8 protein-coding genes and 1 pseudogene are annotated in these 12,318 nt (G+C 72.2%); 4 read left to right on the forward strand and 5 right to left on the reverse strand.

Annotation, left to right across the window (positions count from 1 at the left end; genetic code table 11):
• The first annotated feature begins 2 nt into the window (after positions 1-2).
• From pucD to ACIO92_RS28285, 3 genes are all read left to right on the forward strand, one after another.
• Positions 3-2,408 carry a xanthine dehydrogenase subunit D gene (gene pucD, locus ACIO92_RS28275; protein WP_366444929.1) on the forward strand — a complete coding sequence of 802 codons (2,406 nt, stop codon included), beginning with the start codon at positions 3-5 and terminating at the stop codon, positions 2,406-2,408.
• Positions 2,409-2,725: 317 nt separating this feature from the next.
• A complete protein-coding gene (locus ACIO92_RS28280) occupies positions 2,726-4,189 on the forward strand; it encodes an NCS2 family permease (protein WP_366444930.1) in 1,464 nt (487 codons plus the stop codon).
• A 42-nt stretch (positions 4,190-4,231) separates the two neighbouring features.
• Positions 4,232-5,368: an XdhC/CoxI family protein gene (locus ACIO92_RS28285; RefSeq protein WP_366444931.1), complete on the forward strand. Its 1,137-nt coding sequence runs from the start codon at positions 4,232-4,234 to the stop codon at positions 5,366-5,368.
• Between the two features lie 210 nt (positions 5,369-5,578).
• Here the strand turns inward: ACIO92_RS28285 and ACIO92_RS28290 are convergent, their stop codons facing one another.
• The 3 genes from ACIO92_RS28290 to ACIO92_RS28300 form a co-directional block, all read right to left on the reverse strand.
• The gene (locus ACIO92_RS28290; RefSeq protein ID WP_366444932.1) at positions 5,579-6,127 is read right to left on the reverse strand and encodes a dinucleotide-binding protein; all 549 of its coding nucleotides are present in this window, start codon (positions 6,125-6,127) and stop codon (positions 5,579-5,581) included.
• 179 nt (positions 6,128-6,306) lie between these two features.
• On the reverse strand, positions 6,307-6,771 hold the full coding sequence (locus tag ACIO92_RS28295) for a MarR family transcriptional regulator (RefSeq protein WP_366444933.1): 465 nt from the start codon (positions 6,769-6,771) through the stop codon (positions 6,307-6,309).
• Positions 6,772-6,883: 112 nt separating this feature from the next.
• Positions 6,884-7,882: an alpha/beta hydrolase gene (locus tag ACIO92_RS28300; RefSeq protein WP_402283646.1), complete on the reverse strand. Its 999-nt coding sequence runs from the start codon at positions 7,880-7,882 to the stop codon at positions 6,884-6,886.
• A gap of 516 nt (positions 7,883-8,398) precedes the next feature.
• On the opposite strand from ACIO92_RS28300, the gene ACIO92_RS28305 reads away from it, so the two are divergent.
• Positions 8,399-11,143 carry an AAA family ATPase gene (locus ACIO92_RS28305; RefSeq protein ID WP_402283644.1) on the forward strand — a complete coding sequence of 915 codons (2,745 nt, stop codon included), beginning with the start codon at positions 8,399-8,401 and terminating at the stop codon, positions 11,141-11,143.
• Between the two features lie 87 nt (positions 11,144-11,230).
• Here ACIO92_RS28305 and ACIO92_RS28310 read toward each other — a convergent pair whose 3' ends face one another.
• Positions 11,231-11,878 (reverse strand): hydrolase, encoded by a 648-nt coding sequence (locus tag ACIO92_RS28310; protein WP_402283642.1) that lies wholly within the window; start codon positions 11,876-11,878, stop codon positions 11,231-11,233.
• Between the two features lie 340 nt (positions 11,879-12,218).
• A pseudogene (locus ACIO92_RS28315) lies at positions 12,219-12,318 on the reverse strand (IS481 family transposase); the annotation flags it as partial.

The following is a 12,318-nucleotide window of genomic DNA, read 5'->3' on the forward strand; positions in this document are numbered from 1 at the left end:
CCATGGCGCAGCACACCCGCACCGCACCGGCCGGAACACCGACCGACGTCACCCAGAACCACACCAGGGGCGGCATCGGCGAGTCCACCCTCCGCCCGGACGGCACCCTCAAGGTCACCGGCGAGTTCGCCTACTCCTCGGACATGTGGCACGAGGACATGCTCTGGGGCCAGACGCTCCGCTCGACCGTCGCGCACGCCGAGATCGTCTCCATCGACGTCTCCGAGGCCCTCGCCATGTCCGGCGTGTACGCCGTGCTCACGTACGACGACCTGCCGGCCGAGATGAAGAACTACGGCCTGGAGATCCAGGACACCCCCGTCCTCGCCCACGGCCGGGTCCGGCACCACGGCGAACCGGTCGCGCTGGTCGCCGCCGACCACCCCGAGACCGCCCGCCGCGCCGCCGCCAAGATCAGGATCGACTACCGGGAACTGCCCGTGGTCACGGACGAGGCGTCCGCCCTCGCCCCCGGCGCGCCCCTCATCCACGAGGGCCGCGACGACCACCACATCGGCCACGTCCCGCACCCCAACATCGTGCACCGCCAGCCGATCGTCCGCGGAGACGCGGACGAGGCCGCCCAGCGCGCCGACGTCATCGTCTCCGGCGAGTACGTCTTCGGAATGCAGGACCAGGCCTTCCTCGGCCCCGAGTCCGGCCTCGCCGTACCCGCCGAGGACGGCGGCGTCGACCTCTACGTCGCCACCCAGTGGCTGCACTCGGACCTCAAGCAGATCGCCCCCGTCCTCGGCCTGCCCGAGGACAAGGTCCGCATGACGCTCTCCGGTGTCGGCGGCGCCTTCGGCGGCCGCGAGGACATCTCGATGCAGATCCACGCCTGCCTGCTCGCCCTGCGCACCGGCAAGCCCGTCAAGATCGTCTACAACCGCTTCGAGTCCTTCTTCGGCCATGTGCACCGCCACCCGGCGAAGCTCTGGTACGAGCACGGCGCCACCAAGGACGGCAAGCTCACGCACATGAAGTGCCGGATCGTGCTCGACGGCGGTGCCTACGCCTCGGCCTCCCCGGCCGTCGTCGGCAACGCCTCCTCGCTGTCCGTCGGCCCGTACGTGATCGACGACGTCGACATCGAGGCGATCGCGCTCTACACCAACAACCCGCCCTGCGGCGCGATGCGCGGCTTCGGCGCGGTCCAGGCGTGCTTCGCCTACGAGGCCCAGATGGACAGGGTCGCGGCGAGACTCGGCATGGACCCGGTCGAGTTCCGCCAGCTCAACGCCATGGAACAGGGCACGGTCATGCCCACAGGGCAGGTCGTGGACTCGCCCGCCCCGGTCGCCGAACTGCTGCGCCGGGTCAAGGCGCGCCCGCTGCCGCCGGAGCGCCAGTGGGAGACCGCGGGCGAGGGCGCGGACGTCCGCGCGCTGCCCGGCGGCCTCTCCAACACCACGCACGGCGAAGGTGTCGTCCGGGGCGTCGGCTACGCCGTCGGCATCAAGAACGTCGGCTTCTCCGAGGGCTTCGACGACTACTCGACCGCCCGCGTGGTCCTCCAGCTCATCAACGGCGAGCCCGTCGCCATGGTCCACACCGCCATGGCGGAGGTCGGCCAGGGCGGTGTCACCGTGCACGCCCAGATCGCCCGCACCGAACTCGGCGTCACCCAGGTGACGATCCACCCGGCCGACACCCAGGTGGGCTCCGCCGGTTCGACGTCCGCCTCCCGGCAGACGTACATGACCGGCGGCGCGGTGAAGAACACCTGCGAGGCCGTCCGAGAGAAGGTCCTGGAGATCGGGCGCCGCAAGAACGGCTCCTACCACCCCGCCTGGGCGACCGCCGAACTCCTCCTGGAGGACGGCAAGGTCGTCACCGACGGCGGCGAGGTCCTGGCGACCCTCGCCGAGGTCCTGGACGGCGAGGAGCCGATCGACGTCGAGCTGGAGTTCCGGCACCGCCCGACCCAGCCGTTCGACCTGGTCACAGGACAGGGCTCCGGCCACGTCCAGTACACCTTCGCCGCGCACCGCGCGGTGGTGGAGGTGGACACCGAGCTGGGCCTGGTGAAGGTCGTCGAGCTGGCCACCGCGCAGGACGTCGGCAAGGCGCTCAACATGCTCTCCGTCGTCGGCCAGATCCAGGGCGGCACCACCCAGGGCCTGGGCGTCGCGGTGATGGAGGAGATCATCGTGGACCCGAAGACCGCGAAGGTGCGCAACCCGTCCTTCACGGACTACCTGATCCCGACGATCCTCGACACGCCGACCATCCCGGTCGACGTGCTCCAACTGGCCGACCCCGAAGCGCCGTACGGCCTGCGGGGCGTCGGCGAGGCCCCGACCCTGTCGTCCACCCCGGCCGTCCTCGCGGCGATCCGGAACGCGACGGGTCTGGAACTCAACAAGACGCCGGTCCGCCCCGAGGCGCTCACCGGCACGCTGTAGGACCCTCCGGGCGGTCCGTGCCTTCCCCGGACACGTCACACGTCCGCCGCCCGCACCGCCCGGAGCCTGCCCCAGGGCAGCACCACCGCAGCACCGCACCGCACTTCACCGCACTTCACCGCGAGATCCGCGGTGACCGCACCATCCCGTAGTACCGATCCCGTAGTACCGATCTTGTAGTACCGATCCATTCGTCCGTCCCGGGCCGTCCCCCGTGTCGTGCAGCCACGCACCATCCCAAATCCCGCGACTTCGAAGGACCGGAGTACCTCTCCGGTCCCGTGCGGGTGCCCCTTTGAACCTTGGGAGTAGGCCCCATGACCCAGTCCGTGGAGCCCAGGACCAGCGCCGAGGACGCGGGCTCCGGCTCGCGCAACCCCGCCGGCAGATCCTGGCTCGACCGGTACTTCCACATCTCGGAGAGAGGATCCTCCGTCTCGACGGAGATCCGAGGCGGCGTCACCACCTTCATGGCGATGGCGTACATCCTCCTGCTCAACCCCCTGATCCTCAGCGGCAAGGACGTCAACGGCGATCTGCTGAGCCAGCCCGCCCTGATCACCGCCACCGCCCTGGCGGCGGCTGCCACGACCCTGCTCATGGGCTTCTGGGGCAAGGTGCCCCTCGCCCTCGCCGCGGGCCTGAGCGTCTCCGGCGTGATGGCCTCGCAGGTCGTGCCGGTCATGACCTGGCCGCAGGCCATGGGCATGTCCGTGGCGTACGGCGCCGTGATCTGTCTCCTGGTCGTCACCGGCCTCCGCGAGATGATCATGAACGCGATACCGCTCGCGCTGAAGCACGCCATCACCATCGGCATCGGCCTCTTCATCGCGATCATCGGCTTCGTGAAGGCCGGTTTCGTGCACGAGAACCCGGCCCCGGGCGGCGGTCCCGTGACCCTCGGCCCGGCCGGTGAACTCCAGGGCTGGCCCGTCCTGATCTTCGCCGTCACCCTGCTGCTGATCTTCGCGCTCCAGGCCCGCGCCATCCCCGGCGCCATCCTGATCGGCATCGTCGCGGGCACCCTCGTCGCCGTCGTCCTGAACGCGGTCGCGGACATCCCGGCCAAGTCCTGGTTCTCCGGCCCGCCGGAGCTCCACGGCAGCGCGGTCTCCGCACCGGACTTCTCCCTGATGGGCCACGTGTCCTTCAGCGGCTGGGGAGACGTCGGCTACATCACCATCAGCATGATCGTCTTCACCCTGGTGCTCGCCGGGTTCTTCGACGCCATGGCGACCATCCTCGGTGTCGGTACGGAAGCGAAGCTCGCCGACGACAAGGGCCGGATGCCCGGTCTCTCCAAGGCGCTCTTCATCGACGGCGCCGGCGGTATCGTCGGAGGTGTGGGCGGAGCCTCCGGGCAGACGGTCTTCGTCGAGTCCGCGACCGGCGTCGGCGAGGGTGCCCGCACGGGCCTGGCCTCCGTGGTCACCGGCGGATTCTTCGCCCTCTGCCTCTTCTTCACGCCGCTCACCACGATCGTGCCGCAGGAAGTGGCCGCCGCCGCCCTCGTCGTCATCGGCTCGATGATGATGCAGAACGCCAAGCACGTGGACTGGAGCGACCGTTCCGTCGCCATCCCGGTGTTCCTCACCGTGGTCCTCATGCCCTTCACGTACACGATCACCACGGGCGTCGCCGCCGGTGTGATCTCCTACGTCGTGATCAAGACGGCGCAGGGCAAGGCGCGCGAGGTCGGCGCCTTCATGTGGGGCCTCACCGCGATCTTCCTCGTGTACTTCGCCATCCACCCCGTCGAGAGCTGGCTCGGCGTCGGCTGACGCCCCCCGCCCCTCCCCGCCCCTTCCCAGAGGAGAACCGAGATGCTGGACATCGCCGAGGAGCTGCACCGGTGGGTCGAGCAGGGACGTGCCTTCGCCGTCGCCACCGTGGTGGCCGTCGGCGGCAGCGCGCCCCGGCAGCCCGGCGCCGCCCTCGCCGTCGACAGCGAGGGCACGGCGATCGGCTCGGTCTCCGGAGGATGTGTGGAGGGCGCGGTGTACGACCTGTGCGTCCAGGCCCTCGACGACGGCAGGACCGTCGTCGAGCGCTTCGGCTACAGCGACGAGGACGCCTTCGCGGTCGGTCTGACCTGCGGCGGCGTCATCGACATCCTCGTCACACCGGTGCGCGGCGGGATCTTCCCCGCCGCGCTCGGCGCCGCCGCCGACGGAGCGGCGGCGGCCCTGGCCCGGATCGTCTCCGGCCCCGACGACCTGCTGGGCCGCGCCCTTCTGGTCCGCCCCGACGGCGGATACGAGGGCGGGCTCGGCGGCCACCCCGAGCTGGACCGCACGGCGGCGGGCGAGGCCCGAGCCATGCTCGACGCGGGCCGCACCGGCACCGTGGAGATCGGGGCGGACGGCAGCCGCTGCGGACGGCCGCTGACCCTCCTCGTCGAATCCTCCGTCCCCGCCCCGCGCATGATCGTCTTCGGCGCCATCGACTTCGCCTCCGCCCTGGTGCGGGTCGGCAAGCTCCTCGGCTACCACGTCACCGTCTGCGACGCGCGGCCCGTCTTCGCGACGGCGGCGCGCTTCCCCGAGGCCGACGAGATCGTCGTCGCCTGGCCCCACCGCTATCTGGAGTCGACGGAGGTCGACGGCCGCACCGTGCTGTGCGTGCTGACCCACGACGCCAAGTTCGACGTACCGCTGCTCAAGGCGGCCCTGCGGCTCCCCGTCGCCTACATCGGCGCGATGGGCTCCCGCCGCACCCACGAGGACCGCAACGAGCGGTTGCGCGGGGTCGGCGTCACCGAACTCGAACTCGCCCGGCTGCGCTCCCCGATCGGCCTCGACCTCGGTGCCCGTACGCCCGAGGAGACGGCCCTGTCGATCGGCGCGGAGATCGTCGCCGAGCGGCGCGGCGGCACGGGCGTCTCCCTGACGGGCGCCCACACCCCGATCCACCACGACGTCCCCCGCGAGCCCACCGGACGGATCGGATCGGTGGCGTAGCCCCACCCGCTCCGGCGCACCCGCCCACCGAGCCGCGGGGGCGGTGCGCCGAGGTGTTCCTGGCCGTTCTACGGGACCGGCGCGAGGCTGCCCGGTCCGGTGGGCCTCCCACGCGCCGCCCGGCTGGAGCCCGGCCTCGCGGCCCTCGGCCTTCCGGCCCGGACCTGCGTCCTGCTCGCTCCTCGGACAGGCGGGGCGGGAGGCGGCGGTTCACAGCTCGCCGGGACGCCCGTAGCGGTAGAAGAAGGGGCCCAGCTGTCCGGCCAGCGCGCGGGTGAGCGCCGAGCTGTCTTCGAGCAGGCGGGCGCCGGGATCGAGGTCGCCGACGAAGACGGGGTCGTACCCGGCGCTCCGGATCAGCTGTTCGGCCGTCTCCCGCGCGCCCGCTTCGGCGGCGAAGAGACTGCTCGGGCGAACGCGCTGCGCCTCGATCTGGTCGTACATCGCGGCGAAGTTCGTCGAGAACGACTTCGCGGTCGGTCCGCCGACGATCGACTTCACCTGGTGGGACAGCGAGGGGAAGGAGCCGTCCCGCGGCCCGTAGAGGTTGCAGGCGTCGATGGTCACCTGCCCTGCCAGCCCGGACACCCGGGCCAGCGCGTCGGCGATCTCCGGGCCCGGCACCGCGACCACCAGGACGTCGGCACCGGCCGCGTCGCCGCCGTCGCGGCCGAGACCGGTCACCTCGTGGCCCGCCTTCTCCCACAGGGTGGCCAGGCCGCCTCCGACGCGTCCTCGTCCCACAACGGTGATCTTCATCCTGACTCCTCATCACATGGGTCTGCCGCAGCCGACACTGGCAGCGCGTCGGCCGGCTCGCGTCGGTGACGGTCGCCTACGCGGCAGGTTGCGCAGGATCGGCCGACGGCGCGATCCGGTGCGGCGCGTGCGGGCACCGCGCCATGATCGGCCGGGTGAGGGGGCGGACGGAGGAACGGTCAGTCCGTGTCGCGTGCGAGTGAGGCGAGGAGCCGGTCGAAGAGCACGCCCAGCGTTTCGACCTCGTCGTGGGCGAGCGGGTCGAAGAAGGAGCGACGGACGGTCTCGGCGTGTTGCGGCGCGGCGGCCTCGATCGCGGCCCGGCCCTGGGCGGTCATGCGCACCATCGAGCCGCGTGCGTCGTTCTCGCACGGCTCGCGGGCGACCATGCCGCGCTTCTCCATGCGGCTGATCTGATGTGACAGCCGACTCCGTTCCCAGCCCAGCTCGACCTGGAGCTCCCGGGCCCGCAGGACGTCGCCCTCCGACTCGGACAGGGGGACCAGCACCGCGTAGTCGGCTCCGGACAGCACGGAGTCACGGGCGAGCTGCCGGTCCAGAGCGCTCTGCAACTGGCGCTGCAGGTCCCGGTACTTCTTCCAGACAGCCGCCTCACGCGCGTCGAGCCAGCGTGGTTCGTTCATGAGGCCAATCTTCTGGGTGGGTGTCCACTGGTCGGGGAATCGTAGCCGGAGGCCCTGGAGCGGCTTCGCGCGGTGCCCGGAGGAAGAGGCGGTCGGCCGGACCGGGGCACGTCTACAGAACCCGGCGCAGCCAGCGCAGCCGGGCCGCGCGGGCGGCCCGGGACAGTGCCGCTCCCGGCACCATGGCGTCGAAGCCGTGGAACCCGCCCGGCCACACGTGCAGCTCCGCGTCGCCACCGGCGAGCCAGAAGCGGGACGCGTACGCGACGACCTCGTCACGGAAGGTCTCGGCGGAGCCGACGTCGATGAACAGCGGTGGCAGACCGGCCAGGCTCGACGCACGTGCGGGGGCCGCGTAGGGGGAGACGTCGGGGCCGCCGCGCGCCTCCCCGAGCAGCGCGGTCCAGCCGGTGTCGTTCGACGTGCGGTCCCAGACGCCGCGTCCGGCCATCTGGATCCCGGACGGTGTGTCATTGCGGTCGTCGAGCATGGGACAGGCGAGGAGCTGCCCGGCGAGGCGCGGGCCGCCGCGGTCGCGGGCCAGGAGCGTGGCGGCCGCGGTCAGCCCGCCGCCCGCGCTGGCCCCGGCGACCAGGAGGCGCTCGGGATCGGCGCCGATGTCGGACGCGTGGTCCGCGACCCAGACGAGTCCCGCGTACACGTCCTCGATCGCCGCCGGGTAGGAGTTCTCCGGGGCGAGACGGTATTCGACCGAGACGAGGACGATTTCGAGCTCCTGCACCCAGTCGAGCATCTCCCCGATGAGGTTGCGGTTGTCGCCGAGGACCATTCCGCCGCCGTGGGTGAAGTACACGGCCGGTCTGGGGGCGGCGACGGTACGCGGGCGGCAGATCAGCAGGGAGACGTCGGGTGCGCCGGGCGGCCCCGGGATCCGGCGCTCCCGCAGTTCGATCGCTCCGCCGCGCGCCAGGTCTTCGTCCGACGGCCGCAGGCCGGCGACGTGACGGCGCACGGAGGAGATTATGGACGGCAGGATCGCCGGTGGCAGGATTTCCGCCAGCGGCGCGAGCGCCGGAGCGAGCTCGGGGTCGAAGGGCGGCGGCGGGCCGGGCTTCGTGGTCCGGGGTCCGCGGGGTGCGGGTGTCGTCATCGGTTCTCCTGGACGTGTGCCGGTCGGTCCTGGCCCGGTGGCCGGGACGTGGACGTTCCGGTGCGGGGCGCGGGGTCGGAGCGTGCGGGCGCGGGTACGTGCGGGACGTTCGGCTGACCGTCCGGCCGCCGTCGGTCACGTACGAGGGGCTCGTGTGTCCTCGGGCAGCTACCCGGTCCAAACGGGCGTACGGCTGAGAGGCGGGGCTTTCCCGGCTGTCCACGAGGTCTTTCCGGCGTGGGTAAGGCGGCAATCGGACAAGATCGACATCGCTTGTTGACATGTCAACAAGCCGGTGGGACTCTCGGGGCGCGCCGACTCGCGTCGCTTTCGGGGAACGAGAGGGAGTTCCATGGCCAAACTCGCAGGCGGAGCCCGTGTTCGCATCGGCGGAACCCACCTAGACGGCCGACGCCGCGGCACACCGGCGAGTGCCGACGCCTGGGGCGAGAGGGCGTGCGCATCGTCGGTCGCGCCGTCGGCCGACATCGACGTGCGCACCGAACGGGCCCTCTGATGCGGGGATCCCGCCCGGGAACGGGACATCCGGGGCTCCTCGGCCGACGCGACGAGTCGGACGTGCTGGACCGGCTGCTCGACGGCGTCCGGTCCCGGCGCGGCGGCGCCCTGGTGGTCCGGGGAGAGCCGGGCATCGGAAAGACCGCGCTCATCGACTGCGCCGCGGCGGCACCGGGCCTGAAGGTGCTGCGCGCCGTCGGCGCCGAATTCGAGTCGGAGCTCGCGTTCGCCGCGCTCCACCAGCTCTGCAAGCCCGCCCTGCGCTGGCAGGAACGGCTGCCCGCTCCGCAACGCGAGGCGCTCGACGGGGCGTTCGGGCGGTCCGCGGACCGCGTGCCCGACCGCTTCCACGTCGGCTTGGCGGTGCTCAACCTCCTGTCCGAGGGTGCGGCCGGGCAGCCCGTACTCTGCGTCATCGACGACGCGCATTGGCTCGACCAGGCATCCGCGCAGGCCCTGGCCTTCGTCGCGCGCCGACTCCAGGACGAGCCCGTGGCGCTGCTGTTCGCCGAGCGCGACGCGAGCGAACGCCACGAGCTGGCGGGCCTCCCCGAACTGACGCTTCGCGGCCTGGCCGACGACGATGCCCGTCGGCTCCTCGCGTCGCAGATCCACGCGCCTCTCGACGGTGCCGTACGCGACCGCATCGTCGCCGAGGCCCGCGGCAATCCGCTCGCCCTCCTCGAACTGCCCCACACCGCCGACCTCGCGGGCGGGTTCGCGCTGCCCACGGCGTCGCCCGCCTCGGGGAAGGTCGAGGCGAGCTACCGGGCGAGGCTGGCCGAACTCCCCCTCGGGGCAAGGACCCTGCTGTTGATCGCGGCAGCCGAGCCGACCGGCAGCCCGGTCCTGCTGGGCGCGGCGGCGGAGCGACTCGGCGTCCCCGACGACGCGGTGACGCACGCCGAGGAGTCCGGCCTGGTGGCCATCGGCGGCCGGGTGCGGTTCCCCCACCCGCTGGTGCGTTCGACCGTCTACCGGTCCGCCGCCCTCGACGAGCGCCGCACGGTGCACCGCGCACTGGCCGGGGCCGTCGCGGACACCGAGCCCGACCGCAAGGCGTGGCACCGTGCGCAGGCCGCGTGCAAGCCGGACGAGGACGTCGCCGCGGCGCTGGAACGATCGGCCGACCGGGCCCGGTCCCGTGGCGGCGTCGCCGCCGCGGCGGCCTTCCTGGAGAGGGCGGCGAATCTGACGCCGGATCCCGCCCGCCGCGCCGTGCGAGCCGTCGTCGCCGCGTGCGCCAAGCGCGACAGCGGCGCCGCGGACTCCGCGTCGTCCCTGCTGTCCATGGCGGAAGCCGGACCGCTCGACGACCTCCGGCGTGCCACGGTGGCCACGCTGCGCGCGCGGATGGCGTTCGACAGGAACCGGGACGACGCCGCCGTCGAGAAGCTGCTTCGGGCGGCCCGGCTCATGGCACCGCTCGACCCCTTATCGGCCCGCGAGGCATTCCTCGAGTGCCTCGCCGCAGCGGTGTTCGTCGGCCGGTTCACCACCGCCGACCGTATGCTCGACGTCGCCGGGACCGCCCGTGCCATGAGCCCCGCCCCGCCGGAGCCGCGCCCGCTCGACCGGCTGCTCGACGGATTGACCACCCAGGTCAGGGACGGGTACACGGAGGCGGTGCCAGAATTACGCCGGGCCGTGGACGTCTACCGGCGCGGTGCGGGACGCGACGCGTACGACGTGGGCCAGTTGTGGGTGGCCTGCGGTCCCGCGATGGACCTGTGGGACGACGCGGCATGGCGGGAGCTGGCCGCCCGTCAGCTCGAACTGGTGCGCGGCGCGGGAATGCTCGCCGAACTGCCCGTGGCCTTGAGCTACCGGGCTCTCGCACATGTCCACGCGGGCGAGTTCGCCAACGCCGCCGCGCTGGTCGACGAGGCGCACGCGATCGCGGCGGAACTCGGCACCCCGGCCATGATCCACGTCGACGTCACCGTGGCCGCATGGCGCGGCGACGAGGAACGCACCGCCCGGCTCGCCGGCATCGCCACCCGTGACGCCCATGCGCGCGGTGAGGGACGGCTCCTCAGCGCCACCGAGTACGCCAGGGCCGTACTGCTCAACGGCCTGGGCCGCTACGACGCCGCCCTCGAGGCGTGTCGAGCAGCAGCCGATCTCGACGAGATCAGCTTCCACTCCTGGATACCCGTGGAGTTCGTCGAGGCCGCGACGCACGCCGGACGCCCCGATCTCGCGGAGCCCGTCATGAGGCTTCTGTCCGAGCGCACGGCAGCGAGCGGCTCCGAGTGGGCGCTCGGGACCGAGCTGCGCTCACGGGCCCTGCTCACGAGGGGACCGGCCGCCGAGAAGCTGTACCGAGAGGCGATCGAGCGTCTCACCCGCAGCGACGGCGCCCCGCACGTCGCGCGCGCCCGACTGGTGTACGGCGAATGGCTGCGCCGCGAAGGCCGTCGGTCCGATGCGCGGGTGGAACTGCAGGCGGCGTACGAGCAGTTGTCCGTGCTCGGGGCGGCGGCGTTCGCGGGACGGGCCGCCCGTGAGCTCGCCGCGACCGGCGCCCGCGCGCGGAAACGGGTCGGCGACGTGCCGACCCGCCTCACCGCTCAGGAGTTCCAGATCGCCCGGCTGGTCGCCACGGGCGCGACATCGAAGGAGGTGGGCACGCAGTTGTTCCTGAGCCCGCGCACCATCGACGCCCATCTGCGGAACATCTTCCGCAAGCTCGGCATCACCTCGCGGCGCCAACTGCGCGACCTGCCGCTGACCACGTGACCACGTGACCACGTGACCACATGGGCACGTGGGCACGTGACCGCGTGGGTGAGGTGGGCGCGGCCCACCTCACCCACGCGTGAGCCGTCAGCTCTCGCCGAGGAGCTGAAGCTCCCAGGCCAGGCTGGTGCCGAAGCTGCCGCCGTGGTCGAACATGATCTGGCTGATGCCGGGGACGGTCGCCTCGCGCGCCCAGTCGCGCTGCCATTCCGCGATGACGGTCCCGGCGGTCGTCGGGATGACGCCCGCCTGGACCATGCGCTGGACTCCGCGTTCATGCGCCTCGACCGTCGTCGCGCCGGACGCGTCGGTGACCGCGTAGACCCGGTAGCCGTCGGCCATGGCGTGGATCGCGGGGAAGGCGAGGCAGATGTCCGTCCACAGGCCGGCTATGACGAGGTCCTTGCGGCCGGTGGCGGCGACGGCGTCCACCACCCGCTGGTCCTCCCAGGTGTTGATCGTGGTGCGGTCGATCGGCTTCTGCTCGGGGAACACGTCCTGGATCTGGCGGATGATCCGGCCGCCGCGGTCCTCGACGACCGTACTCAGGATCGTCGGTACGTCGAACAGCTTGGCGCCCTTCGACAGAGCGGTCACGTTGTTGACCACGAGGTGGGGGTCCATGCTGTGCATCCCGGCGAACTGCGCGCCCTGGTGGTCGATCAGCAGGAGGACCGACCTCTCGGGCGCGAGCAGTGCGTCCAGGCCGGTGTAGGTGACGCCGTTGGCTGCCATATGGGTCTCCGGTATCGCTGTTTCCCCGAGGAGCCGATCGGCCCCGGTCGAATCGAAAGCTCCCATCGCGGCGGGCGGCCTCGCATCGGTGATGGCTACCTAACCTCGCCGCTTCGGGGGCAGTAGGGCACGCGGGTGCGCGTCTGCAGGCGGCTGCTCGTCAGCACGGCGGGCAGTACTCGCTTCGCTGCGAGCGGCCCGCGCCTCGGCCCGGGAAGTCGCCCGGACGCGGGCCGCCGAGTCCGGCCGGGGCTTTCCGCCGCCTCGGCCCGACCGGGACGGCGAGGCCGGGCCGTGTTTCGAAAGTCCCGCCTGCCTGGCGGCGTCTGGCACGCACGCCCTAGGTGTATTGACCCGCAGGGTTGTTGACACGGCTGATGGGCGGGTGTCCGTCGAGTGCGGTGTGGCAGCGGTGGTGGTTGTAGGTGTGGAGGAAGTCT

The sequence above is a fragment of the Streptomyces sp. NPDC087215 genome, from assembly GCF_044744885.1.
Classification (GTDB): Bacteria; Actinomycetota; Actinomycetes; order Streptomycetales; family Streptomycetaceae; genus Streptomyces.